This is a genomic window from Phenylobacterium sp. (assembly GCF_013911965.1).
Taxonomy (GTDB): Bacteria; Pseudomonadota; Alphaproteobacteria; order Caulobacterales; family Caulobacteraceae; genus Phenylobacterium.
In genome coordinates, this window is sequence record NZ_JACESE010000007.1 from 157,458 (window position 1) to 181,799 (window position 24,342).

Genomic DNA, 24,342 nt, shown 5'->3' on the forward strand with positions numbered 1-24,342 from the left:
CCCCGCGCGTGGTGCTCACGTTCGTCTCTACGCCTCGACCTTGATGACGCCGCGCCGGATCTGGTCCAGCTCGATGGACTCGAACAGCGCCTGGAAGTTGCCGTTCCCGAAGCCCTCGTTGCCCTTGCGCTGGATGATCTCGAAGAAGATCGGCCCGAACAGGTTCTCGGTGAAGATCTGCAGGAGGATGCCCTCCTTCTCCACGTCGCCGTCGATCAGGATGCGGTTCTTCTTCAGCCGCTCCAGGTCCTCGCCATGGCCGGGCACGCGCTTGTCGACCAGCTCGTAATAGGTCTCGATGGTGTCCTGAAGCTTCACGCCGCGGGCGCGCAGCTTCTCCACCGTCTCGAAGATGTCGTCGGTGGTCAGCGCCAGGTGCTGGATGCCTTCGCCATTGTACTCGCGGATGAACTCCTCGATCTGGCTCTTGTCGTCCTGGCTTTCGTTCAGCGGGATGCGGATGGCCTTGTCGGGCGCGATCATCGCCTGGCTGAAGAGGCCGGTCGCCTGGCCCTTGATGTCGAAGTACTTCTGCTCCTCGAAACCGAAGATCTGATTGTAGAAGCTCGACCAGGTGCGCATCTGGCCGCGGCGCACATTGTGGGTCAGGTGGTCGAGCAGGTCGAGGCCGACGCTGTTGACCCGCTCGGCCTCGGCCGCGCCGGGAACGGCCTCCCAGTCGGCGTAGAGGTCGGCCGCGTCGACCAGATAGAGCAGCGAGCCGCCGATGCCTTCCAGCGCATAGGAACCCTCGCCCAGGACGCCCTGGGAGGCATCGGCCGCCTTGGCGCCGCGCGCGAGCGCGGTCTCATAGGCGCTCTTCGCATTGGCCACGCGGAAGGCCATGCCGTTGGCTGAGGGGCCGTGGGCGGCGCGGAACTCGGCGACCTGGCCCGCCTGCTCCTGGTTGACCAGCAGGTTGATGCGGCCCTGCTTGTAGCGGACCACGTCCTTGGTCTTGTGCCTGGAATAGGCGGTGAAGCCCATCTGCTCGATCAGCGCCTTCATGCGCGCCGGATCGGGGCTGGTGAATTCGACGAACTCGAAGCCGTCCAGGCCGAGCGGGTTCTCAGGGGTGATGGTCATGACGGACTACTCCTCTGCGCAGGCGCGGAAGGCGCGGACGAAGGCGGGGATGTTGGAAGGGGTGAGACCGGCCAGGTTGATGCGGCCGTTGCCGAGCATGTAGACGCCGAAGTCCTGGCGCATCCGGCCGACCTGGTCGGGCGTGAGCGGCAGGATGGAGAACATGCCCTTCTGCTCGCCGATGGCCGCCAGGCGCGGCTCGGCCTCGGCGAGGGCCTGGCGCACCGAGGCCAGGCGCCGCCGGCAGGTCTCCAGCTCCGCGCGCCACTCGGCGGACAGCGCCTCGTCCTCCAGGATGATGCGGGCGGCCGCAGCGCCGTGGTCGGGCGGCATGGACCAGGCGCATCGGGCGAACTTCAGCACATTGGTGCGCGCCGCTTCCTGGTGACGGCCGGCGCGGACGAAGAGGGCGCCGGTCCGCTCGCGATAGAGGCCGAAGCTCTTGTCGCAGGAATAGGCGACCATGGCCGTCTCGCAGGCGGCCAGCACGGCGCGCAAGCCTGCGGCGTCGGGTTCGAGCCCGTCGCCCAGCCCCTGGTAGGCGAGATCGATCAGGGGGACGAGGCCGCGCTCGGCGACCAGGGTCGCGATCTGCCGCCACTGTTCGGCGCTGGGATCGGCGCCCGAGGGGTTGTGGCAGCAGCCGTGCAGCAGGACGACGTCGCCGGCCTCGGCCCGGCCGAGCGCCGTCATCATCTCTTCGAACATCAGACGCTGCTCGAAGGCGTCGTACTGCTCGAAGGTGCGGACGGTCAGGCCGGCCTCGGCGAAGATCTGGCTGTGGATGGGCCAGCTCGGCGTTCCGAGCCAGATGCGTGCGCCGGGGCGGCCCGCATTGGCCAGCTCCGCGGCCAGGCGCAGAGCGCCGGTGCCGCCGGGCGTCTGCACGCCGAACATGCAGACGGCCGAAAGGCTCTGGCCAAAGGCGATCGGAGCGATGGCCTCAAGGAAGCCGAAGTCGCCCTCCGGCCCCAGGTAAGACTTGGTCTCCTGCGTCGCCAGCAGCCGCGCCTCGGCGGCCTTCATGGCGGCGAAGACGGGGGTGCGGCCGGCCGCGTCCCTGTATACGCCGACGCCGAGGTCGATCTTGCCTTCGCGCGGGTCCTCGGCGAAGGCGCGGATCAGCGACAGCACAACGTCCGGCGGTTGCGGCGTCAGGCCTTCGAAGAGGGCGTCGGAACGGGCCGCGACAGCGGTGGTCATCTCGCGGTCTCCTGTTTGGATCGGGCGTAGTGCTGGGTCCCCCGGGTCAGCACCGCATCGCCCGGCTGCAGCGTGGCGAGGTCGAGGTCCGGGGCGGTTTCCAGCTGGCGGTAGAGCGGGGCGAGGTCGGCCTCCAGCGTCTGGCGCAGGAGGTCTTCGAAGCTCTCGATGACGAAATAGGTCTGCTGGTAGTCGTCGATGCGGTAGGGCGTGCGCATCACACGGCCGATGTCGAAGCCCACCCGGTTGGGCGAGGGATCGTCCAGGGCGAAGACGGACTCGCCATAGCTGGAGACGATGCCGGCGCCATAGATGCGCAAGGCCCCGGCCTCGCGCACGAGGCCGAATTCGACCGTGTACCAGTAGAGGCGCGCCAGTCGGTGCAGGGCCCCCAGGCCCAGGGACTTCAGGCCGCCCTCGCCATAGGCCTGCATGTAGTCGGCGAAGACGGGGTCTGCGAGCAGGGGCACATGGCCGAAGACGTCGTGGAAGACGTCCGGCTCCTGCAGATAGTCCATCTGGTCGGGACGCCGGATGAAGCGGCCGGCGACGAAGGTGCGATTGGCCAGGTGCCGGAAGAAGACGTCGTCGGGCACGAGGCCCGGCACGGCGACCACCCGCCAGCCGGTGGCCTTGGTCAGGCGCTCCGACAACTCGTCGAAGTCGGGAATGCCGGGCTTGGACAGGCGAAGGACGTCGAGGCCCTTCAGGAAGGCCTCGCTCGCGCGGCCCGGCAGCATCTGCGACTGGCGCGCGAACAGCCGGTCCCACATGGCGTGTTCATCCGCCGTGTAGTCGGCCCAGCCCTGCGGGATGGTCCAGTCCGCCGCCGCGCCAGCGGGCGGAGTCGTCAAAGGATGTGCGCTGCCATCGCTCATGCGACAAGTTTGCGCGCAAACGAGCGAAAAGGGGTTTCAGACTTTAGGCGAACTCGATGATATTCGGAATGAGATTTCTCAAATTCCGCGAGGGGCGAAACGATGGTCGCCATGGACGAGATCGACCGCAAGCTGGTGCGCGCCCTGCAGGAGGACGCGACTCTCAGCCACGCGGCCCTGGCCGAGCGGGTCGGCGCCTCGCCCACCTCCTGCTGGCGACGGATCAAGGCGCTGGAGGAGGCCGGTGTGCTGATGAAGCCCGTGCGGCTGGTCGATCCGCAGGCCGTGGCCCGGGGCGTCAGCGTCATGCTGCAGATCCGCGCCAAGTCGCACGACCCGGAGGCCCGGCGCGAGCTGGAGACCTATCTGCGCGGCCGGCCGGAGATCATGGAGTGCTACTCCATGTCCGGCGAGTGGGACTATCTGATGCGCATCGTCGTCGCCGATGTGGCCGGCTACGAGCGGTTCCTGATGCGCGAGCTGCTGAACCACCCGAATGTGGCGACCTCGGCCTCGCACTTCGCCATGAGCCAGGTGAAGTACACCACGGCCCTGCCGGTCTGAGCCGCTACTTCGCCGCCGCGATCAGGGCCCGCACGTCGTCGGAGAAGGCCGCGGCCGTGTCGCCCAGATAGAGCATGTGGCCCGACGGGTAGTCCTTGAAGGTCACGCGGTCGGACGGAAGGCCGGCCTCCTCGATCTGCCGCCGCGCGGCCGCTGGCGTGGTGACGAGGTCGTAGTGGCCGGAGGCCACCAGCACCCGCAGGTCCGGATTGCGGCGCATGGCGATGGCCAGGTCCTGGGCGAAGCTCTGGCCCGGCGCGACCTGGGCGCGGTCCCATTTCCAGTTGGCCAGCAGGTCCTTCCAGACGATGGCGCCATAGGGCCGCTTCATCACAACCTTCAGGTCGTCGCGGAGCATCTGGTGAAACGCGGCGACGAAGCCGGGGACATAGCGGGTCATGGCCGGATCGTCGGCGACCGGCTCGCCGCCTGTCGGCTCCAGCGGCAGGGTGTAGCGGCCGTCGTAGAGGCCGAGCGCCAGCCCCTGGTCGGCCAGCAGGGTACGGGCGAAGGCGCCGCTCGGCACGGCCAGGCTTTCGGCGTAGGCGGTGGCCGGCAGCCCCGTATAGCCGGTCAGCGTCCGAACGACGGCGGCGCGCGCGCCGGGGCTCAGCGCGCCGGACCGCTCGGCGCGCAGGGCGTCCGAATAGGCGCCGCGGGCGAACGCCTCCACCTCGGCCTGGAAGGCGGGCAGGGCGCTCGCCTGATGCGCGGTTCGCCCGTGCGCCCAGGCGGTGGCGGCCTGGGCGGTCAGATCGCTCGCCGCCGAGGATACGGCGCGGTCCGGATCCGGCGGTCCGCCTCGCCCGCCCAGCGTCGTGCCCAGCAGCACGACGCCGTTGACGGTGATCCCGCGCATGACGCCCACATAGGTGGGCCCGCCCATCAGGGCGCGGGGCAGGAGGGCGGCGCGGACGCTGCCATAGCTCTCGCCCATCAGGAACTTGGGCGAGGTCCAGCGGCCGTTTTCGGACAGCCAGAGCTCGATGAACTGGGCGACGGAGTCGGCGTCCTGATCGACCCCCCAGAAGTCCTCCGGCCTTCCGGCCCCGATGGCGCGGCTGTAGCCCGTGCCGACAGGGTCGATGAAGACCAGGTCGGCGACGTCCAGCAGGCTGTCGGGATTGTCCGCCACGCCGAACGGCGGGACGTTGGCGGGGTTCACCTCCTGGTCCAGCACGACGCGGCGCGGTCCGACGGCGCCCATGTGCAGCCAGAGGGACGATGAGCCGGGACCTCCGTTGAAGACGAACATCACCGGGCGGTCGGGCTCGCGGGGGCCGTCCTTCACATAGGAGAAGGCGAAGAGGCTGGCGACGGGATCGCCCGCGGCGTTGAACAGGTGCGTCTCGCCGGCCGTGGCCACATAGTCGATCGTCTTTCCGCGGATCGTCGTGCGGTGGCGGGTGACGAAGCGCTGCGGCGCGGGAACCGGCGCCTGCGATCGCGCCGCGCCGTCCGGAGAGGTCACCAGCGTCATGTCCTGGGCGACTGAGGGCGGGGCGGCGCAGATGAGGGCTGCGGCGAGAAGGAGCCTGCGCATCACGCCGGCGGCGCCTTGGGCAGGGCGGCGAACAGCCGGTCGAGGTCGTTCATGTCGTTGAAGACGGACAGCGAGACGCGGAACCGATTGCGCGAGACGGTGATCCGCACGTCCTTCTCGCGCAGGAGCGGGCCGAGCTTGCCGTAGGCGTCCTTCAGCGCGAAGGCGACGAGCGGCGTTGGGCTTCCCATCGGCGTCAGCGGTTCGTAGCCGCGGCCGCGCAGCTCGGTCTGCACGGCGTCCGCCAGGGGCTGCCGCCAGGCCTGGATGCGGGCGACGTCGAGCTGGCGGATCCAGGGCAGGGTGGTGGCGAGCTGCACCACGCCCGTCCACGAGGTCGTGCCCATGGCGAAGTAGCCCTCCGCCGTCTCCGAAGCGGCGTAGTCGGCCACCGTCTCGCCGGGCGGATCGTAGGGCAGGACGTGGGAGGTGAAGCGCGAGACCTGATGATAGCCCCACCACGGCCGCGCGATTTCGGAGAGCACCTCCTTGCGCGCATAGAGGAAGCCCAGGCCGAAGTCGCCCATCAGCCACTTGTAGGAAGAGGTCGCCGCGAAATCGACGCCCGCCGCCCGCAGGTCCAGCGGCACAGTCCCGGCGGCGTGGGCCAGGTCGACATAGACGTAGGCCCCGTGGGCGTGAGCCAGGTCGCAGACCGCCTTGAGGTCGTGCTGAAAGCCGTTGACCGTGGAGACGGCGCTGATCGCCACCAGCTTCGTCTTGCCGTCGATGGCCGCGGCCATGGCGTCCATGTCGGTCTTGCCCTCAGGCGTCATGGGTAGGGTGACGACGTCCATGCCGGCTTCGCCGAGGCGGCCATAGGTGTAGTAGGAGCCGAAGAAGTGCAGGGCGTCGGTGACGATCCGACCGCCCGAGGCCGGGATGCCGAGCGCCTGCAGGACCAGGTTCTCGCCCATGGTCGTGGACTGGATGACGGCGATCTCGTCGGCCGTCCCGCCCACCAGGGCGGCGAAGTTCTCCACCATGGTCTTTTGGAGTTCGCCCATGTCGAGGTCGGGCGCACCCTTCGCCCGGGTCTTGTAGGCGAGGTAGTCGGAAAGCGCCGCCTTCGCCGCCAATGGCATCGGATGCGTGGCGCCGGAATCCAGATAGACGAAGGGCATCTCGGCGAAGGCCGACCTGGCGGGAAGCTCCGTCGGCAGGGGCGGCGGCGACGCCGTCTCGGCGCGGGCGGCGCCGGCGCCCAGGGCCGGCGTGGCGGCCGCAGCGGCGACCAGGGCGCGTCGGGTGAAGTCCATCACACCTCCTCGGACGGCGGCAGCTTAGCCGCCGGCCACGGGATTATCCTTGCGGAGTGGATCGCGCGGCGTCCGCAGCCGGCATTGTTTATGCGCCAGCCCGGAAGGCGCCGCGGCGTATGATCTGGCGATCGGCGTCTATCGGAATTGACGCGCCCGCAGCGGTACGGCCGTCGTGCTCTTGGACTCGGCCAGGGTCACGATCGAGCGCACGTCGACAACACCGGGCAGCTTCAGCAGCACCGCGAAGATGAAGTCCTGATACCAGGAGACGTCCGGGGCCATGATCTTCAGCATGGCGTCCATCTCGCCGAACACGGTCCAGCATTCCAGGATCTCCGGGATGTTGTGGATCGCCTTGTAGAAGTTTTCCCGCTCCTCCTCGGTCAGGGTCGTCATCTTCACCTGGGCGAAGATCTGCATGGTGAAGCCGAGCTTCTGGTGGTCGACGATGGCCACCACGGCCTTGATGTACCCTTCCTCGCGCAGGCGCTGGATGCGCCGCCAGCAGGGCGATTGCGACAGGCCGACGCGCTCGGCGAGCTCGGCGGTCGACAGCGAAGCGTCGCGCTGCATCAGGTCGAGGATCTTGATGTCGATCGCGTCGAGAGTGAACGGCATACCTTATGTGCCTCCCAGCTTAGAGATGCATAGCGAATGCGCGCCCCGCCGGTGTCAAGCACCACAAAGACAAGAAAAACCCTGAGCCCGGATTAGCATCGCCTATGCTCTCCAGCGGGCGTTCTGCGCTGCGAGGCATGCAGTAGGGACGGGGGACGGCGTGACATTTTCCAGCGCGGCGCAGGGCCGCGAAGCATCCCCCCGTCCGGCCGACAGCTATCCTCGCTGGGTGCGCTCGGTGCTGGCGCGGGTCGCCGCCGAGCCCAAGGCGGCCCTTCTCTTCGACTCCACCATTCGCGAGCCCACCGAGCTCCTGGCGCAGGTCGTCCGCAAGGCCTTCGCCGGTCCGGTGACGGACCGGTACGAGAGCGTCTTCTCGGCCGGCAACCGCTATGTCGCCCGCGCGGTCGCGTCGCGCCACGGCGTGTCGCCGGGCCAGGTCATCGCCGCCACCGGCGCGACCTCGGCCATGGCCATGGCCATCCGCGCCTTCGTGCGGCCAGGCGACCACGTGGTGGTCGAGACGCCATGCTTCGACCTGCTGCCGCAACTGGCGCAGGACGCCGGGGCGCGAATTTCCTATGTCAGCCGCCGTCCGCCCGCCTTCGGGGTCGACCCTGGCGAGCTGGCCGCGGCCATCGGCCCGGACACCCGGCTGATCATCCTGACCCAGTTGCACAACCCCTCGGGCGCCGCGCTCGACGAGGGCGCTCTGGAGGCGCTGGCGCGCGTGGCCCGCCAGGCGCGCACGCCGATCCTGGTGGACGAGGTCTATGCCGACTTCATCGGCGGCGGGGCGAGCGCCCTGCGTGTGGCGCCGGAATTCATCGTCGCCGGCAGCCTGACCAAGGTCCAGGGGCTGTTCGCCCTGCGCTGCGGCTGGCTCGTGGCCGCGCCGGAGCATGTCGCGCGCATCGAGGCGGCCAATCCGCAGGGCGATCTGGGGGTCTCCAAGCTGGCCCATGCCGTCGCCGCCCTGGTGCTGGAGGCGCCCGAGCCGTTCGAAGCCCACTGGCGCGGCGTGCTGGCCGAGACGCGCCCCGTCATGGCGCGCCACGCCCAGGCGATGATCGACGACGGCCTGCTGGCCGGCGATCTCCCGCCCTATGGCTGCATGTACTTTCCGCAGGTGGTCGGCGTCTCCGACACCCGGTCACTGGCTGAAGAGCTTTGGTCCAAGCACGGACTGGTGGTCGCCCCGGGCGAATACTTCGGCCTTCCGGGCCACATCCGCGTCGGCTTCGGGGGCGACGCCGGGGAACTCGATGCCGGCCTTGCCCGGTTGCACGCCGCCCTGGCTTCGCGGCGGCCGCGTTCGGCGCATAGCTGATGCGTCTGCATCACGACCATTGCATGACCAATCTGTGTCGGGCAGGCCAAGGGCGTGACTACGCAAAGAAATGCCGGTCGGACATGACTAGCCTTTCAGGCAAGCCAAGCCCGCGGAGTCGGGCGGCTATTGGGGTTTTGGGCAGTCATCGACAGAGCAGTTGGGGGATCAGATGGTTGGAAGTTCAGTGAAGGGGCGCCTGTTCGCCTCCAGCGTGATTGGCGGGGCGGCCCTGATGGCGACCTTCGCCGCGGCTCCGGCCAGCGCCCAGACGCCGGCGGCGGCCGAGCCGCAGGTGGTGGACGAGATCGTCGTCACCGGTTCGCGCATCCGGCGCGCCGAGACGACCACCGAGGCTCCGGTGACGGTCATCGACGCCCAGTCGATTTCCGAGCGCGGCTTCGTCTCCCCGGGTCAGGCGCTGAACGAAATGACCGCGGTCGTCCCGTCCTATCCGCAGGCTGACGGTTCGGGGGCGAGCTCGGGCAGCGGTCAGCAGTTCCCCAACCTCTTCGGCCTCGGCCCGGGCCGGACGCTGACCCTGGTGAACGGCCGCCGCTTCGTGACGTCCTCGCAAGGGCTGGGCGACCGGGTGGTGGACACCAACATCATCCCGACCGGCCTGATCGAGCGGATCGACGTGGTGCAGGCCGGCGGCGCCGCCGTCTACGGCTCCGACGCCATCGCCGGCGTGATCAACTACGTCCTGAAGGACAACTTCGAGGGGCTGGAACTCGACGCCTACTACGGCATCTCCTCGCGTGAGGACTATCCGCAGGGCAGCCTGCGCGTCACCGGCGGCAAGAACTTCCTGGACGACCGCGCCAACGTCGCGGTGAACCTGGAGTGGTCGAAGACCGACTCCCTGCTGAACTACGATCGCCCGATCTCCAACCTGGGCCGCCTGACGGCGACCAATCCGGCGAACACGGGGCCGAACGACGGCATCCCGGCGGTGACCGAGGTGTTCAACGCCCGCTTCTGGGAGTTCAACTACAACGGCCTGCTGTTCACGCCCGCGCCGGCGCCCCGTCCGGATTTCATCTTCAGCCGGGCCGGCGTGCCGCAGCAGTTCAGCGCCGATGGCCAGTCGCTGATCCCCTACGACATCGGGACGCGGTTTGGCGTGCCCTTCGCGTCCGGCGGAGAGGGCTGGGACTATCGCGAGATCTCCTCGTTGCGCACGGGCGTCGAGCGCTGGAGCGGCAATGTCATCGGGCATGTCGACCTGACCGACCGCATCCGCCTCTTCGGCGAGGCCATGTACGCCGAGGTCGAGGGGCGAAATCCGTACGGGACCTACTTCAGCACCACGATCTTGAACGGCGCGGCCACCGGCTTCGGCGCCATCCCGATCAGCCGCACCAACCCCTACCTCTCCGACTCGGTCCGTGCGGCGCTCGGCCCGGGCGGTCCGCCGCTGTACCTTTCCAAGGTCTGGGGCGATGACCTGCTGCCGACGCGGGAAGTCCTCACCAACACCGAGACCTATCGCGTCCTGGCCGGCGTCGAGGGCGACTTCGACATCGGCGAACGCAACTTCTACTGGAGCGTCTCGGCCAGCCGCGGCCAGACCGAGGGCAAGGAAGAAGGCTGGGGCGTCATCACGGCCAACTTCAACAAGGCGGTCAACGCCGTGCGCGACAGCGCCGGCAACATCGTCTGCGCGGTCAACGCCGACGCCGATCCGACCAACAACGACGCCGCCTGCGCGCCGCTGAACCCGTTCGGGGTGGGCAACGCCAGCTTCGAAGCGCGCAACTACGTGACCACGCCGATCGGCGAAGAGTTCCTGAACACCCAGGATGACTATCTCGCCACCCTGGGCGGCGAACTGTTCGACCTGCCGGCCGGCCCGGCCCAGTTCAGCGTGGCCTTCGAGCGCCGCGAAGAGTCGGCCAAGTTCACGCCGTCGGAAGCCGAGCAGCGCGGCCTCACGGGTTCGGGTGTGGCCACGGTCGCCCAGTCGGCCAGCTACAACACCAACGAATGGTCGGCCGAGGTGCTGGTGCCCGTCCTCGGCGGCGACTTCAGCCTGCCGTTCGCGCAGTCGGTCGAACTGAACGGCGCCTATCGCTGGGTCGATCACTCCATCGCCGGCGAAGAGACCGTCTGGGGCGCGGGCCTGAAGTGGGAGGTCGTCGACGGCCTGACCTTCCGCGCCTCGAAGAGCCGCAACTTCCGTGCGCCGACGCTCGAGCAGCTGTTCGCACCCACCCGCGTGGCCCTGGGCTCCGTCGGCCAGGATCCCTGCGACTTCCGCTATATCAACGCCGGCCCGGCGCCTTCGGTGCGGCAGGCCAACTGCCAGGCCGAATGGACGGCGAACGGCTATGGCGACCTGACGCAGCACCAGAACGACTCGACCAACTTCTCTTCGGCCAACGTCACCACCGGCGGCAACCGGGACCTGCAGAACGAGGTCTCCGACACGGTCACCTACGGCGTCGTCTTCCAGCCGAGCTTCGTTCCGGGCCTGACGATCGTCATCGACCGGGTCGAGGTGGATCTGACCGACGGTCTCTCGGCCTTCGCGCCGGAGAACTTCATGGCGACCTGCTATGACTCCACGGTTCGTCCGGACGAGATCTGCGCCACCTTCACCCGCAATGCGCAAGGCGATGTGATCTCGGCCCTGAACACCACCTTCAACGCCGGCCAGATCACCTATCGGGGTGAGGTCTACAACATCAACTACGCCTTCCCGCTGGGCCAGTTCTTCGGCGATCGCGACCTGGGCTCGATCGAGCTCAACGCCGAGGCCACCCACACGGCCAAGCTCGAGACCTCCGTCACGGGCTTCGACCTGACGCGGACCGACAATACGGTGGCGATCCCGGACTGGAGCGGCCGCTTCGACGCCCGCTACCGCCGCGGTCCGCTGCGGGCGACCTACACGCTGAACTACCTCTCCGAGGTGCTCAGCGCCCAGGGCGACACCATCGAACAGCGCGAGCACTGGCTGATCGACGCCAACATCCGCCACAGCCTGTCGGCCTCCTACGACTTCGGGACCTACGTGCTGCGCGGCGGGGTGAACAACTTCACCGACGAGGAGCCGTCCTACCCGACCCGCACCCACGGCGACATCATCGGTCGCTACTACTTCATGGGTGTGACCGCGCGGTTCTAAGAAGGAACGCAGGAGCCGGGTCCGTTCGCGCCCGGCTTCCCGCAGGGCGGCGCCTCCACCCCACGGCGGCGCCGCCCACGTCTTTTTTGAGAGGGGGCCTCGATGACCGGCGCCGTGACCACGGCCGGCCTGCGGATCTGGGACGCCCAGGCGGTCCGCTCGGCCCTGACCTACGACGCGGCCATCCCGGTTGTGCGCCAGGCCATGGCGGCGCTCTCCTCGGGCGAGGTGCGCCAGCTTCTGCGCAGCTTCATCGGGCTGGGCGAGGGGCGGACCTTCGCCATCATGCCTGCCGCCCTCGACCGTCCGGCCGTCTTCGGCGCCAAGCTGGTCTCCGTCTTCGCCGACGGTCGCGGCCGGAAGAGCCATGAGGGGCTGGTCGTGCTCTTCTGCCTGGCCGACGCCGGCGAGGTGACCGCCATCCGCACGGCCGCGGCCAGCGCGGCGGCGACCGACGCCCTGGCTCGCACGGGCGCGGCGCGTCTGGCCATTCTCGGGCTCGGTCGCCAGGCCGAGGCCCACATCGAGGCCATCTCCAAGGTCCGCGATCTGCGCGAGGTGCGCGTCTGGGGGCGCGACGCCGCCCGCGCCGGCGCCTTCGCAGACGCCGTCCGCAGCCGCACCGGCCTTTCGGTGACCGCCTATGCCGGCGCCCGCGAGGCCGTGGCCGGGGCCGACATCGTCTGCACGGTCAGCGCTGCGGCCGATCCGATCCTGGAAGGCGGCTGGGTCTCGCCCGGCGCCCACGTCAACCTGGTCGGCTCCAGCGGTCCGGCCCAGGCCGAGGCGGATGCCGAGCTGGTGGCGATGTCCCGCTTCATCGTCGACCATCGCGAGCACGTCCTGGTCCATGGCGGCGAGTTCCTTCGCGCCAAGGCCGCCGGTCGGGTGGACGACGCCCACATCGCGGGTGAGATCGGCGAGGTCTATGCCCGCCGGCTCCCTGGCCGCACCTCGGCCGAGGAGATCACGGTCTACAAGTCGCTGGGTCACGCCGTGCAGGACCTGGCCTGCGTGGCATGGCTCGACGGGCGGAGGGACTGATGCGCGTCATCGATCGCGACGAGGTGCGTGCGCGCCTGACCTATGAGGTCTGCATCCCGCTCGTGCGCCAGGCGATGATCGCCTTCTCGCGCGGCCAGACGCGCCAGCTGCTGCGTTCGATCATCCCCCTGGGCGAGGGGCGCGCCTTCGGCGTCATGCCGGGCGCGCTCGGGGAGCGCGCCGTCTTCGGCGCCAAGCTGGTCAGCGTCTATCCGGAGAACTTCGCGAAGGGGCGGCAGTCGCACCAGGGGGTGGTGGTCCTGTTCGACGGCGAGCACGGTCGCCCCGTCTGCGTCGCCCATGCGGGCGAGATCACCGCCATCCGCACCGCGGCCGCCAGCGCCGTGGCCACCGACGCGCTCGCCCGCCCGGACGCCACACGGCTGGCCATTCTCGGCTATGGCGAGCAGGCCCACACCCACGCCCACGCCATCGCCAAGGTGCGGCCGCTGTCGTCCATCACCGTCTGGGGGCGCTCGCCCGATCGCGCCTCGGCCTTCGCCGCGCGACTCTGGCACGAGCTTGGCGTCTGTACGCGGCCCTATGTGACCGCGCAGGAAGCGGTCGCGGACGCCGACATCATCTGCACCGTCACCGGCGCCGCCGAGCCGATCCTGATGGGGCGCTGGGTGAGGCCCGGCGCGCATGTGAATCTCGTCGGCTCCAGCTATGCCGGACCGGCGGAGGCCGACGAAGACCTGGTGGCGGGCTCGCGCTTCATCGCCGACAGCCGCGAGGGCGTCCTGGCCCAGGGGGCGGAGTTCCTGAACGCCAAGGCGAGCGGCCGGGTGGACGACGACCATGTCGTCGGCGAAATCGGTCAGGTCCTGGCGGGCGACCTTGCCGGTCGGCGTTCGGCGGAGGAGATCACCGTCTACAAGTCACTCGGCCACATCGTTCAGGACCTGGCGGCCGCCGAGGCCCTCTATCGCAGCGGGGAGAGCTGAGTGCTCCGCCTATCGCCCCTGGCCCTGTCGCTGGCCGCCCTGTCCCTCTGCGCCTGCGCCACGCAAGGTCCGGCGCCGGCGCCGGCCGCCGCGGCCGGCGAGCCGCCCAAGGCGCTGACCCAGAGCGACCCGCCGTTCGCCTCCAGCTACAGGCCGGCCGACGCGCCGCCGGTGGCCATCGTCAACGCCGTCATCCTGACCGGCGCGGGTGAGAAGATCGCCAGGGGCGCCCTGATCGTGCGCGACGGGCGCATCGCCGAGGTCGGCGCGGACGTGACGCCGCCGGCCGGCATGCGGGTGATCGACGCCGGCGGACGCTTTCTGACGCCGGGCATCGTCGACCCCCACGCCCATATCGGCGTCGGCTCCAGCCCGACCGAGGCCAATGGCGACGGCTCCAACGAGTCCGGCCCCAATCCTGGCGGCGTCTGGGTGGAGCATTCGGTCTGGCCGCAGGATCCGATGTTCGAACGCGCCCTGCAGGCGGGCGTCACCACCATCCAGATTCTCCCGGGCTCGGCCAATCTGTTCAACGGCCGGACGGTGGTCGTGAAGAACGTGCCGGCGCTTTCGCCCCAGCAGATGAAGTTCCCCGGGGCGCCCTACGGCGTGAAGATCGCCTGCGGCGAGAACCCCACCGGCGGTCCGGGCAAGCCCAGCACCCGCGCCGGCTCCATGCAGGCCTATCGAAAGACGTGGGCCGCGGCGCGCGCCTACGCCGCCAAGCCCGGCGCCGAGGATCCGGCGATGGAGACCCTGGCCGGTGCGCTCAAGGGCGATATCAAGGTCCACATCCACTGCTACCGCGCCGACGAGATGCTGCAGATGATCGAGCTCTCCCACGAGTTCGGCTTCAAGATCGCGGCCTTCCACCACGCGCTGGAGGCCTTCAAGATCGCGCCCAGGCTGGTCGAGGAGGACATCGCCGTCGTCACCTGGGCCGGCGACTGGTTCGGCTACAAGATGGAGGCCTTCGACTCCATCGTGGAGAACGCCGCCTTCGTCGAGGCCGCGGGCGGGGTCGTGGCCATGCACTCCGACAATGTCGCCCTGATGCAGCATCTGAACCAGGAGGCTGCCCGCGCGCTCGCCGCCGGGCAGGCGGCGGGCCTGCCGGTGACCGAGGAAGACGCCATCGCCTGGGTGACCTCCCAGCCGGCCAAGATCCTCGGCGTCGACGGCGAAACCGGCTCGCTGGAACCCGGCAAGGCGGCGGACCTCGTGCTGTGGGACAAGGATCCGCTCAGCGTCTATTCGCGCGCCGATCTGGTCTTCATCGACGGCGTTCTGCTCTACGACCGCAGCGCCGCGCCCGAGACGCCGCGTTCGGACTTCGAGCTCGGCGTCCGCAAGCCGCCGGAGTTCCAGCCGTGATCGCCCGCCTGCTGGCTGTACTGATCCTCGCCGTCGCGGCGCCGGCCGCCGCCGAGACCCTGGCCATCGTCGATGCGCGCCTCGTCACCCTCGGGCCGGCCGGCGACATCGCCAAGGGGACGATCGTCCTGCGCGACGGGCGCATCGCCGCCCTGGGGCGCGACGTGCGGCCGCCGGCGGGGGCGAGGATCATCGAGGGCGCAGGTCTGACCGTCACCCCCGGCCTCGTCGCGACCGTCACGCCGCTCGGCCTGAACGACCTGATCGGCAGCGGCTGGCCGGGCCTGACCTCCAGCGCCGACCGCCTCAGCGCGGGTTTCAGCATTGCGGCCGACTACAACCCCGACAACGTCCAGATCCCCGAGGCGCGGGTGGAGGGCGTCACCCGCGCCGTCGTCACGCCAAATCCGCCGCCGGCCTCCAAGAGCGGCGGCCGCAAGGCGTTCGCCGGCCAGGCCGCCCTGGTCAGCCTGGGCGAGGGGCGGCCGCCGATCCTGGACGCCGCCGTCGCCGTCGTCGCTTCCGGCGGGGACGCCGGCGCAGCTGCGGCCGGGGGCGGGCGAGGGGCCTGGCGCACCCTGGTGTCCGAACAGCTCGCGCTCGCCCGGCTCCACGCCCGCACGCCGGGCGCCGTCACCCCCGACAGGCTGGAGGCGCTCTCCCTCTCGCAGGCCGATCTGGAAGCGCTCAGGCCCGTCGTCGCCGGTCGCGCGCCCTTGCTCGTGGAGGCCAACCGCGCGGCGGACATCGCCATGGTGCTGGACCTGGCGCGCGCCGAGAAGGTCCGGGTGATCCTGTCGGGCGCCGCAGACGCCTGGCGGCTGGCCGACGAAATCGCCGCCGCCGGCGTTCCCGTCGTGCTCGACGCCGAGGAGAACCAGGCCTTCACCTTCGAGACGGTCAACGCGACCTACGAGAACGCCGCCATCCTGCACGCCGCCGGCGTCAAGATCGCCTTCAAGCCCGGCATCGCCCGCATCGTCTTCCTGATCCGCACGCCGCGGTTCCTGGCCGGCCGCACCGTCCGCTACGGCCTGCCGTGGGAGGCCGCCCTGGCGGCGATCACCCGCAACCCGGCGGAGATGTTCGGCTATGCCGACGAAGCCGGAACCCTGGAGGTGGGCAAGGCCGCCGACCTCGTCGTCTGGAGCGGCGATCCGCTGGAGACCCGCACGGTGGCCCGCCACGTCGTCATCGGCGGCGAAGTCCAGCCTCTGACCTCGCGCAGCCGCCTGCTGCGTGACCGCTACATCGAGGATGTGCGCGCAGCCGCCGCCGCACGTTAGAGGGACCTGCATCATGAGACTGACCCGCCGCGCCCTCACAGGCGGCCTGACGCTCGGCCTGGCGACCACGAGCCTCGCCGTCGGGCGCGCCTGGTCGGCCGAGCCCCTGGCGCCTGAACCGGCCGTGATCCGAGGCGAGGCGAAGGCCGGCGGCCGGACGGTGGCCTACCGCGCCGTGGCCGCCGAGACGGTGCTGCCCGGTCCGGACGGAGCGCCGGAGGCGACCCTCTTCTCCACCGCCTATTTCGCCGAGGGCGAGGATGCGGCGGCGCGGCCGGTGACCTTCTTCTTCAACGGCGGTCCGGGCGCCGCCACCATCGACCTGCGCGAGGGCCTGGCGCCGGTCCACACCCGCAACGCTGCGGGCCGGGGCTTCCGGCTGGCCGACAATCCCGACACCCTGATCGACGCCAGCGACCTCGTCTTCGTCGATCCCGGCGGCATCGGCTACAGCCGCTTTCTGAAGCCTGGCGTCGCCGCCCGCTACTGGGGCGTCGACGAGGACGCCCGCGCCGTGGCCGATTTCATCGCCATCTGGCTGAAGGCCAACGGCCGCGAGGCCTCGCCGAAGTACCTGGTGGGCGAGAGCTATGCCGGGATCCGCGTCGGCATGGTCGCCGAGCGGATGGCGCGGCTGCCGGAACCGGTCCGTTTCGACGGCGTCGTCCTGGTTTCGCCCTCCACCGGCACGCGGGGCGCGAAGGATCTCGCCGCCGCCGCCGATCCGGCCGTCCGCGCCCTGCCGAGCCAGGCGGCGACGGCGCTCTACTACGGCAAGTCGGCCCATGCGGGCGCAGAGCCGGCCGTCCTGGCCGAGGCTGCGCGCGGCTGGGCCGAGGGCGACTACGCCCGCGCGCTTGCGAAAGGCGAAACGATCTCCCCGGCTCTGAGCGCCAAGGTGGCGCGCGAACTCTCCGGCTATCTGGGCCTGCCGGAGGCCCAGATCCTCGCCGCAGATCTGCGGATTCCCATGGACCGCTTCATCCGCGAACTCCTGGCCGAACGGGAGGCGCGTATCGGCCTGTCGGACGCCCGCGCCCACGCGCCGTACTTCGTCACCGACGTGCAGCGGCCGCCCTATGACGATCCGTCCACCTCGCCCTATACGCTGACCTACAACCTGACCGAGGCGGTGGAGCATCTCTATCGTCAGGTCTTCGGCTACAGGCCGCTGGGCCCCTATGTGCGGCTCTCCTACGAGGCCAACGGCGGCTGGAACCACGAGGTCGAAGGCGGCCCCCGCGCCATGCCGCTCGTCTTCAAGGAGCTGATGGCGGCCGACCCGGACCTGCGGGTCAGCCTGATGCTGGGCTGCTACGACCTCAACATTCCCTATGCCGGGCCGCTGAACGAGTATCTGGCGGCCGACCTGCCGAGCGACCGGTTCGCCCACCGCCTGTTCGAGGCGGGCCACTCCATCTTCTCCGACCCCGTCGGCCGGCGCCAGGCGAGCGCCGACCTGCGGACCTTCGTTCAGGCGGGGTGAGACGGGCCGGCCTCAGGCCGGCTTGCCGCCGGTCACGAAGACGCGGATGTCGCCGTTGAAGGCCTTCAGCGTCCGCTCGTCGGTATAGGCCATGTGGCCGCCGACATATTCGCGCTGGATCACCCGGTCGCGGGGATAGTCGCTGCGGGCGACCATGTAGCGGGCCGGTCCCACCGTGGTGGTCAGGTCGTAGACGCCGGTTCCGATCATGAGCCGGAAGTCCGGATTGGCCGCGAACGCCTTGGAGATCTCGGCCGGATAGTCGAAGTCGAGGAACGGTCCGCCGGGGCCGAGCGTGCCGTTCCATTCCCAGTCGCCGGTCTCCGGGGCCGAGGGGCGATACTCGGCCGCCGACCAGGGGACGTTCAGGAACCGGGCGTAGTGCTCCAGCATCATCGGCTGGATGGCCTGCATGGGCTTGGCCGAAGGATCTGGGATCCGCTCTCCGTCCGCCGGGACGGGCCCCACATAGCGGGCGTCGTATGTCCCCAGCCGCAAGCCCTTGTCCTTCAGGAGCTCGCGGGCGAAGGCGATCTTGGTGATGGCGAGATCGTTGGCCAGGTAGTAGTCGGCGCCGACGCCGGTCAGAGCTTGCAGCCGGGCCGCGATCTGCGCCCGTTCGGCCTGCGGCAGGTCGTAGCCGCGCACCAGGGCCATCAGATAGGGGCCCATGCCCCAGGTCCAGGCCTCGTCGATGATCTCGCCCACCGGCCGGTCGCTGCGTTCGGCCCGGCCGTGATAGGCGGCGATGGCGGCGAGCGCGGTGAGGTTGGTGGCGTAGGCCAGGGCGTTCTTCGCCCGCTGGCTGGTCTCGATCATGTTGACCGCCTGGCCGAACAGGAAGACGCCGTCGAGCGGCGCAGTCTCGGCCAGCAGGCCCGCCATCATCGCCGCCCGGATGGTGCCGTAGCTCTCGCCCAGCACGTATTTCGGCGAGGCCTCGCGGCCGTTGGCCCTGCTCCAGGCGAGGACGAAATCCGACACCGCTCGCGCGTCGCCATTGACGGAATAGACATCTTCCCGGCTGCCGCCGGCCAGGACGCGGGAGAAGCCCGTCTCGGGCGGGTCGATCATGACGATGTCCGCCACGTCCAGAACGCACTCGGCGTTGTCCACCGTCTGCGGCGGGGGTTCGGGCGCGTCGAGGTCTTGAGCTACCAGGATCCGCTTCGGTCCGAGCGCGACCATGTGCAGGGTGGCCGAGGAACTGCTGGGCCCGCCGTTGAAGGCGAACAGGACCGGGCGACGGGCCTTGTCCACGCCCTCGCGGACATAGGAGGTGGTGACGAAACGCACCGCCGGCGCACCGGCCGGGTTCGTCACTACGGTCTCGGCCACCGTGGCGACGTAGCGCACGCGCTCGCCGTTGAAGACGCCCTGATGACGCGTCACGAAGGGCGGTGCGGCCGGCTGGGCCATGACCCTTCCCGCCGCCGCCAGGCCTGCGGCCGCCGTGGCCGCGGTGAGCACTTGCCGCTTGGTGATCAACGCCATATCCGCCCCCAATTCTGTCCGTCTGCGCCAGATTAGCGGCGGCGGCCCGGCATTTCTTTTCGAACAGCCGCGTCGCATCGGCGGGGCTCGCATAGCCTATGCCGGACCCTCGCGCAGTCGTGCATCAGCCATGCGGCCGATCGGAGGCGCCGCTGGCAGTTCGAATAGAAATGCCTGGTCTGGAAGGTAGGATGATGCGCAGTGGGTTGTCGTCTCGGGCGGGGGAAGTTCGAACCATGTCGATGCGCAGTTTCGCCCTGGCCGCGGCGCTTGTCCTGGTCGGACCGGGGGCCATCGCATCCGCCGAGCCCGCGGCCGCCGTGGCCGCTCGCGCGCCGCAGGTCGCCGAAACGCGTCATACCGGCCGCTTCAACGGCAAGGAGGTGCGCTACCGCGCGCTCGTCTCGGAGACCTTCCTGACCGATGAGGCCGGCGCGCCGGCCGCCTCGGTGGTGACGACGGCCTATCTGCGCGAAGGCGCGGACGCCGCCTCCCGCCCGATCATGTTCATCTTCAACGGCGGTCCCGGCGCCTCGACCACGCCGCTGCACTTCGGCGCCTTCGGCCCGAAACGGCGGCTGGGCGAGGGGGCGGCCCAGGTGATGGTCGACAATCCCGACAGTCCGCTGGACGCCGTCGACCTCGTCTTCATCGATCCCGTCGGCACCGGCTACAGCCGGCCGCTGCCGGGGCATGAGGGCCAGCCGTACTGGAGCCGCTCAGGCGACGCGGCCTCGGTGTCCAAAGTCATCGAGACCTGGCTCGCCGCCAACGGCCGCGAGGCCTCGCCGCGCTACCTGCTCGGCCAGAGCTACGGCACCACCCGCGCCGCCCTGATCGTGAAGCTGGGTGAGGTGAAGTTCGACGGCGTCCTGCTGTTCGCCCTGGTGGCGAGCCCCGAGGGACTGGAGATGCCCTATGTCACCAGCCTGCCGAGCTATGCGGCGGTCGCCTGGTGGCACCGGAAGATCGACCGCGACGGCCGCACCGCTCAGCAGATCTATGACGAGGCGGTGGAGTTCGCGCGAACCGACTATGTCAGCGCGCTGATCCGCGGCGCCAGCCTGCCTGCGGCGGAGAAGCGCCGGATCGCGCAGCGCATGTCGGACCTGATCGGCCTGCCCGCCGACTATATCGAGTCCAAGGATCTGCGGCTGAAGAACGAGGACTTCATGTTCCAGCTTCTGGCCGACCAGGGGCTGCGCACGGGCCAGCTCGACGGCCGCGCCACGCGTCGCCTGGATGCGCCGGCCCAGCGCCCGCCCTATGACGACCCCGGCCTCAACTTCAGCCTGGAACCGCCGCCGGCCGCACCGCCGGCGCCGCCGAAGGTCGAGGGCGTGGCGGCGACCAGCGACGAGCCGCCGGCGCTGGAGGCCTACTACCGCCAGACGCTCGGTTTCGAGAGCGCCGAGACCTACAACTCCCTGAACCTGGACGTGAACTCGGCCTGGGACTTCGAGGGCGGGGGCGACGCCAACGGCTTCCTGGGCCAGGCCATGCAGGCCGATCCGAACCTGCGCCTCTTCTGGGTCTCGGGCCTCTACGACCTGACCACGCCCTCCTATCGGGGCCGCTACATCCTCGACCAGTCGGGCGTCCCGCCCGAGCGCCTGGTCGCCGCCCAGTTTCCCGGCGGGCATTCGGTCTTCACGGAGGAGACCAACCGAAAAGCCCTGGCCGACGCCGTCCGCGCCTTCGTGCGGCCGTGAAGGAGTATCCCATGCGCATGTCCCTCCTGGGCGCGAGCCTCGCCGCCCTGATCAGCCTGGCCGGTCCGGCCGCCGCCGAGACGGAGAGCTACGTCGTCATCGCCAATGGCGAGCGCGTCGGCCATCTGACCGCCGAGGTCGAAGGTTCGCAGGTCGAGATCGACTACGCGGTCAGCAACAACGGGCGCGGCCCCAAGGCGCAGGAGAGGATCACGCTCGGTCCGGACGGCGTTCCCGTCGAGTGGTCGATCAAGGGCTCGTCTCTGTTCGGCAATGCGGTGGACGAACGCTACGCCTGGAAGGATGGCGAGGCCGCCTGGAAGAGCGCGCCGGACGAAGGCGAGGTGGAGGCCGCGGCGCCCATCTTCTACGTGCCCGCCGACGCCAGCCCCTGGATCGAGGGGCAGTTCGCCCGCGTGCTGCTCAAGGCGCCGGGCCAGACCCTGCCGGTCCTGCCGTCCGGCTCGCTGAAGCTCGAGAAGGTGCGCGACGTGACCCTGGGGGAGGGGAGCCGCGCGAAGGCGCTGACCATCTACGAGATGAGCGGCATCGACCTGGAGCCCGGCTATGTGGTGCTGGAGGCGGACGGCGACCTCTTCGCCCTGCCGGGCGCCGGCGTCGTGCGCGAGGGCTACGAGGCCGAGCTGCAGGCGCTTCGCGACATGAACCGGGACCTGGCGATGGACCGCGCCAAGGCCGCGCGCGACAAGCTGGCCCACAGCTTCGACGGGCCGGTGCGCATCGCCGATGTCCGGGTCTTCGATCCCCTGACCATGAAGCTCGGCGCGCCTTCGGACGTGCTGATCGAAGGCGACAGGATCGTCTCCGTCACCGCCCACGGCGCGGCCAGGCCCGCCGCCGGCGAGACGGTGATCGACGGGCAGGGCGGGGCGCTGCTGCCCGGCCTGCACGACATGCACCACCATACGAGCCTGTCCTCGGCCCTCTTCAACCTTGCGGCCGGCGTCACCGCCGTGCGCGACCAGGGCAATGAGAACGAGGCCCTGCTGGAATGGACGAAGCTCTTGGAGGCGGGCGAGATCGCCGGCCCGCGGATCGTCCGCAACGGCTTCCTGGAGGGGCGCAGCCCTTACTCCGCGCGGCACGGCTTCATCGCCGACAGCCTGGAGGAGGCGTTGAAGGACGTGGAGTGGTACCACGACCACGGCTACTGGCAGATCAAGATCTATAACTCCTTCAATCCCGACTGGGTGGCCCCGGTCATCGAGAAGGCGCACGCCCTGGGCATGGGCGTCACCGGCCACGTGCCGGCCTTCTCCAGCCCCGACCGGGTGATCTTCGAGGGCTATGACGACATCGCCCACGTCAACCAGCTGATGCTGGGCTGGATCCTGGAGGCGGGGGAGGACACCCGTACGCCCCTGCGCCTGACCGGTATGGCCCGCGGCGCGAACCTCGACCTGTCTTCGCCGCGCGTGCGCGAGACGGTGGAGGCGATGAAGGCTAACGAGGTCGCGCTCGACACCACCGCGGTCATCCTGGAGCGCCTGATGCTGTCGCGTTCGGGCGAGGTGAACCCCGGCGACGCGCCCTACCTGTCGCACGTGCCGATCGGCTATCAGCGCTACCGCAAGCGGGGTTTCGTCTCGCTCTACGGTCCGGACGACGACCGCGCCTATCGTCAGGGATTCCAAAAGGTGCTCGACACCCTGAAGCTGCTGGACGACGAGGGCGTGCTGCTGCTTCCGGGCACCGACGACGGCACCGGCTTCACCCTGCTGCGCGAGCTGGAGCTCTACGTGAAGGCCGGTATTCCGGCGGGCAAGACCCTGCGGCTGGCCACCTACGACATGGAGGCCTATTTCGGCCGTGAGGACGAGCTCGGCTCCATCGAGGCGGGCAAGCTCGCCGACCTGATCCTCGTCGCCGGCGATCCGACCGCCGACATCAGCGACATCCGCAAGACGCGCATGACCATGGTGGGCGGCGTCGCCTACTTCCCGGCCGAGATCTACGAGCATTTCAGCATCGAGCCCTTCGCGCCGCCGCCGCCGGTGCGTCCGGCGCAGGCCGACTAGGAAGGGCAGGGCCATGACCGAACCCTCCGTCACCGCGGCCGGGCTGAAGCGCGGCGTCCGACTGATCGACGTCATCATGCTGGGGGCCGGCACCGCGATCGGCGCGGCCATCTTCACAGTGCTGGGCCCGGCGGCCCAGGTCGGCGGGTCGGGCATCCTCATCGCCACCGCGCTCGCCGCCGTGCCGATGGGGCTCTTCGCGCTCGTCTACGCCTACCTCTCCTCGACCGCGCCCCGGACGGCGGCCTCCTACGAGTGGCAGCGGCAGTTCACCAGCCCGTCGCTGGCCTTCGCCATCGTCTGGATGCGGGTCCTGTCCAATGCGGTGGTGATGATCGTGCTGGCCCGGGTCCTGACCAACTACCTCTCCATGGTCGTCGACTTCCCGGCCACGCCGGCCATCCTGGCCATGTTCGCCGCCATCTTCGCCCTGAACTATGTGGGCGTCGCGGTCGCCGCCCGCGCTCAGACCATCCTGATGTTCCTGCTGCTCGGGGCGCTCGCCGTCTTCGTGGCGGCCGCTGCGCCGTCCTTCCGGCCAGCCCTGTTCGTCGAGGCGGCGGAAGGGGGGCTCCTGCCCATCGTCGCGGCCCTGCCGCTGATGATCCAGCTCTTCCTCGGCATCGAGACCGCCACCGAGGTCGGCGAGGAGGTGGCCGACGCCAAGCGCGTGGTCCCGCTCGGCATGGCGGGCGCCCTGGCGCTGACCGTCTTCGTCTATCTGACCGTCACCTTCGCGGCGCTCAGCCTGGTGGGGCCGCAGGTGCTGGCCGGCAGCACCGCGCCCCTGCTCGACGCCGCCAAGGTCGCGCTCGGCCCGTTCGCCACGCCGCTGATCGTCACCGCGGCCGTCTTCGCGCTCGCCAAGTCGATGAACGCGGTCTTCCTGGTCTATGCGCGCTTCCTGTTCGCCATGGGCCGGACCGGCGTGCTGCCGTCGGCGCTGGGCGCGGTGCACCCGCGCTTCGGCACGCCGCACGTGGCCACCATCGTCGCCTTCTGCGCCTGCGTGGCGGCGGTTTTCCTGCCGTCGAGCCTGCTCTTCCTGCTGCTGGCGGTGAACGTGCCGACCATGATGAAGTACATGGGCACCTGCCTGGCCGCCTTCAGCGTGGCGCGGAACCATCCGGAGGTTCACGCCGAGGCGCGCCTGCGGTTCAGCCGGGCGACCGTGCAGGTCCTCTCCGCCCTCGGCGTCCTGGCGGCCGTCGGCATCGCCGCCCTTGGGCTGGAGACGGACAGGCGGCCCTACGCCCTGCTGCTCGCCTGGCTGGTGATCGGCCTGCTCTGGTACGCCTGGACCACCCGCAAGGGGCGGGGCGCCGCAGCGACGGCCTGATCTC

General features: G+C 70.0%; 18 protein-coding genes. 11 read left to right on the forward strand and 7 right to left on the reverse strand.

Annotated elements, in window-relative coordinates; all coding sequences use genetic code 11:
* Positions 1 to 27: 27 nt before the first annotated feature.
* Genes hppD through phhA form a run of 3 tightly spaced genes read right to left on the reverse strand, consistent with a single transcriptional unit; the run spans position 28 to position 3,167 of the window.
* Positions 28 to 1,086: a 4-hydroxyphenylpyruvate dioxygenase gene (gene hppD / locus H2041_RS09320; RefSeq protein WP_293411887.1), complete on the reverse strand. Its 1,059-nt coding sequence runs from the start codon at positions 1,084 to 1,086 to the stop codon at positions 28 to 30.
* A gap of 6 nt (positions 1,087 to 1,092) precedes the next feature.
* The gene (locus H2041_RS09325; RefSeq protein WP_293411889.1) at positions 1,093 to 2,289 is read right to left on the reverse strand and encodes an amino acid aminotransferase; all 1,197 of its coding nucleotides are present in this window, start codon (positions 2,287 to 2,289) and stop codon (positions 1,093 to 1,095) included.
* Positions 2,286 to 3,167 carry a phenylalanine 4-monooxygenase gene (gene phhA, locus H2041_RS09330; protein WP_293411891.1) on the reverse strand — a complete coding sequence of 294 codons (882 nt, stop codon included), beginning with the start codon at positions 3,165 to 3,167 and terminating at the stop codon, positions 2,286 to 2,288. The genes H2041_RS09325 and phhA overlap by 4 nt, the downstream gene beginning before the upstream one ends.
* Positions 3,168 to 3,278: 111 nt before the next feature.
* On the opposite strand from phhA, the gene H2041_RS09335 reads away from it, so the two are divergent.
* A complete protein-coding gene (locus H2041_RS09335; protein WP_293411893.1) occupies positions 3,279 to 3,731 on the forward strand; it encodes an Lrp/AsnC family transcriptional regulator in 453 nt (150 codons plus the stop codon).
* A 4-nt stretch (positions 3,732 to 3,735) separates the two neighbouring features.
* Here the strand turns inward: H2041_RS09335 and H2041_RS09340 are convergent, their stop codons facing one another.
* From H2041_RS09340 to H2041_RS09350, 3 genes are all read right to left on the reverse strand, one after another.
* The gene (locus H2041_RS09340; protein ID WP_293411895.1) at positions 3,736 to 5,274 is read right to left on the reverse strand and encodes a hypothetical protein; all 1,539 of its coding nucleotides are present in this window, start codon (positions 5,272 to 5,274) and stop codon (positions 3,736 to 3,738) included.
* Complete coding sequence (locus H2041_RS09345; RefSeq protein WP_293411897.1) at positions 5,274 to 6,533, reverse strand: aminotransferase class V-fold PLP-dependent enzyme; 1,260 nt, start codon at positions 6,531 to 6,533, stop codon at positions 5,274 to 5,276. Before H2041_RS09345 ends, H2041_RS09340 begins: the two co-directional genes overlap by 1 nt.
* A 138-nt stretch (positions 6,534 to 6,671) precedes the next feature.
* Positions 6,672 to 7,154, reverse strand: a complete 483-nt coding sequence (locus tag H2041_RS09350; protein WP_293411899.1) for an Lrp/AsnC family transcriptional regulator — start codon at positions 7,152 to 7,154, stop codon at positions 6,672 to 6,674.
* Between the two features lie 160 nt (positions 7,155 to 7,314).
* On the opposite strand from H2041_RS09350, the gene H2041_RS09355 reads away from it, so the two are divergent.
* From H2041_RS09355 to H2041_RS09385, 7 genes are all read left to right on the forward strand, one after another.
* On the forward strand, positions 7,315 to 8,484 hold the full coding sequence (locus H2041_RS09355) for a pyridoxal phosphate-dependent aminotransferase (RefSeq protein ID WP_293411901.1): 1,170 nt from the start codon (positions 7,315 to 7,317) through the stop codon (positions 8,482 to 8,484).
* A gap of 187 nt (positions 8,485 to 8,671) precedes the next feature.
* On the forward strand, positions 8,672 to 11,617 hold the full coding sequence (locus H2041_RS09360) for a TonB-dependent receptor (RefSeq protein ID WP_293411903.1): 2,946 nt from the start codon (positions 8,672 to 8,674) through the stop codon (positions 11,615 to 11,617).
* Between the two features lie 102 nt (positions 11,618 to 11,719).
* Positions 11,720 to 12,661: a hypothetical protein gene (locus H2041_RS09365; protein ID WP_293411905.1), complete on the forward strand. Its 942-nt coding sequence runs from the start codon at positions 11,720 to 11,722 to the stop codon at positions 12,659 to 12,661.
* Complete coding sequence (locus H2041_RS09370; protein ID WP_293411907.1) at positions 12,661 to 13,608, forward strand: ornithine cyclodeaminase family protein; 948 nt, start codon at positions 12,661 to 12,663, stop codon at positions 13,606 to 13,608. The genes H2041_RS09365 and H2041_RS09370 overlap by 1 nt, the downstream gene beginning before the upstream one ends.
* Positions 13,609 to 14,982, forward strand: a complete 1,374-nt coding sequence (locus H2041_RS09375) for an amidohydrolase family protein (RefSeq protein WP_293411909.1) — start codon at positions 13,609 to 13,611, stop codon at positions 14,980 to 14,982.
* Positions 14,979 to 16,268 carry an amidohydrolase family protein gene (locus H2041_RS09380; protein ID WP_293411911.1) on the forward strand — a complete coding sequence of 430 codons (1,290 nt, stop codon included), beginning with the start codon at positions 14,979 to 14,981 and terminating at the stop codon, positions 16,266 to 16,268. Before H2041_RS09375 ends, H2041_RS09380 begins: the two co-directional genes overlap by 4 nt.
* Positions 16,269 to 16,281: 13 nt before the next feature.
* On the forward strand, positions 16,282 to 17,754 hold the full coding sequence (locus H2041_RS09385) for a hypothetical protein (protein WP_293411913.1): 1,473 nt from the start codon (positions 16,282 to 16,284) through the stop codon (positions 17,752 to 17,754).
* Positions 17,755 to 17,766: 12 nt separating this feature from the next.
* Here the strand turns inward: H2041_RS09385 and H2041_RS09390 are convergent, their stop codons facing one another.
* Positions 17,767 to 19,248 carry a peptidase S10 gene (locus tag H2041_RS09390; protein ID WP_293411915.1) on the reverse strand — a complete coding sequence of 494 codons (1,482 nt, stop codon included), beginning with the start codon at positions 19,246 to 19,248 and terminating at the stop codon, positions 17,767 to 17,769.
* A 236-nt stretch (positions 19,249 to 19,484) separates the two neighbouring features.
* Between H2041_RS09390 and H2041_RS09395 the strand changes: the two genes are divergently transcribed.
* The 3 genes from H2041_RS09395 to H2041_RS09405 are packed head-to-tail and all read left to right on the forward strand — an operon-like array spanning position 19,485 to position 24,338.
* Positions 19,485 to 20,960 (forward strand): peptidase S10, encoded by a 1,476-nt coding sequence (locus H2041_RS09395; RefSeq protein ID WP_293411917.1) that lies wholly within the window; start codon positions 19,485 to 19,487, stop codon positions 20,958 to 20,960.
* Between the two features lie 11 nt (positions 20,961 to 20,971).
* A complete protein-coding gene (locus tag H2041_RS09400) occupies positions 20,972 to 22,999 on the forward strand; it encodes an amidohydrolase family protein (protein ID WP_293411919.1) in 2,028 nt (675 codons plus the stop codon).
* A 13-nt stretch (positions 23,000 to 23,012) separates the two neighbouring features.
* Positions 23,013 to 24,338, forward strand: coding sequence for an APC family permease (locus tag H2041_RS09405; protein ID WP_293411921.1), 1,326 nt, complete (start codon positions 23,013 to 23,015; stop codon positions 24,336 to 24,338).
* Positions 24,339 to 24,342 lie beyond the last annotated feature (4 nt).

Excerpts from the sequence above, each read along its gene's own strand:
- H2041_RS09390 (WP_293411915.1), bottom strand. The coding sequence starts at position 19,248 with ATGGCGTTGATCACCAAGCGGCAAGTGCTCACCGCGGCCACGGCGGCC.
- H2041_RS09345 (WP_293411897.1), bottom strand. The coding sequence starts at position 6,533 with ATGGACTTCACCCGACGCGCCCTGGTCGCCGCTGCGGCCGCCACGCCG.
- H2041_RS09365 (WP_293411905.1), top strand. The coding sequence starts at position 11,720 with ATGACCGGCGCCGTGACCACGGCCGGCCTGCGGATCTGGGACGCCCAG.
- hppD (WP_293411887.1), bottom strand. The coding sequence starts at position 1,086 with ATGACCATCACCCCTGAGAACCCGCTCGGCCTGGACGGCTTCGAGTTC.
- H2041_RS09400 (WP_293411919.1), top strand. The coding sequence starts at position 20,972 with ATGCGCATGTCCCTCCTGGGCGCGAGCCTCGCCGCCCTGATCAGCCTG.
- H2041_RS09405 (WP_293411921.1), top strand. The coding sequence starts at position 23,013 with ATGACCGAACCCTCCGTCACCGCGGCCGGGCTGAAGCGCGGCGTCCGA.
- H2041_RS09340 (WP_293411895.1), bottom strand. The coding sequence starts at position 5,274 with ATGCGCAGGCTCCTTCTCGCCGCAGCCCTCATCTGCGCCGCCCCGCCC.
- H2041_RS09335 (WP_293411893.1), top strand. The coding sequence starts at position 3,279 with ATGGACGAGATCGACCGCAAGCTGGTGCGCGCCCTGCAGGAGGACGCG.
- H2041_RS09350 (WP_293411899.1), bottom strand. The coding sequence starts at position 7,154 with ATGCCGTTCACTCTCGACGCGATCGACATCAAGATCCTCGACCTGATG.
- H2041_RS09370 (WP_293411907.1), top strand. The coding sequence starts at position 12,661 with ATGCGCGTCATCGATCGCGACGAGGTGCGTGCGCGCCTGACCTATGAG.
- H2041_RS09385 (WP_293411913.1), top strand. The coding sequence starts at position 16,282 with ATGAGACTGACCCGCCGCGCCCTCACAGGCGGCCTGACGCTCGGCCTG.
- phhA (WP_293411891.1), bottom strand. The coding sequence starts at position 3,167 with ATGAGCGATGGCAGCGCACATCCTTTGACGACTCCGCCCGCTGGCGCG.
- H2041_RS09325 (WP_293411889.1), bottom strand. The coding sequence starts at position 2,289 with ATGACCACCGCTGTCGCGGCCCGTTCCGACGCCCTCTTCGAAGGCCTG.
- H2041_RS09395 (WP_293411917.1), top strand. The coding sequence starts at position 19,485 with ATGTCGATGCGCAGTTTCGCCCTGGCCGCGGCGCTTGTCCTGGTCGGA.